This is a genomic window from Enterococcus sp. GC34, from assembly GCF_040886645.1.
Taxonomy (GTDB): domain Bacteria; phylum Bacillota; class Bacilli; order Lactobacillales; family Enterococcaceae; genus Enterococcus; species Enterococcus faecalis.
This window is the reverse complement of sequence record NZ_JBFOEF010000039.1, coordinates 1-207: the sequence shown is the minus strand read 5'-3', so window position 1 is coordinate 207 and position 207 is coordinate 1. Positions and strand designations below refer to the sequence as shown.

The 207-nt window shown below is 50.7% G+C and carries 1 protein-coding gene; it reads right to left on the bottom strand.

Translation table 11 applies throughout. The features are described from left to right. Window positions 1-67: 67 nt before the first annotated feature. Window positions 68-207: IS3 family transposase (locus AB3I72_RS13850; RefSeq protein WP_025481117.1), on the bottom strand; the 140-nt coding region annotated here is incomplete at its 5' end.

Below are 207 nucleotides of genomic sequence, written 5' to 3'. Positions count from 1 at the left end.
TTCCGATTGTCCTTGACAATGAGCCTCCTCGGATGTGACGATCTTCGGCAGGAGCTAACAGTTAAAGTTAGACTGCCTCGCTAGCGTTAGCACATCCGAGCTCATTATCAAGGATTCGCTGCGCCAATCTCTGGTTACGGTAACCAACCGGTGTCTCGTAGCCAAGTGTACCGTGCAACCGAAGGTGGTTCCACCAATTGACATAGT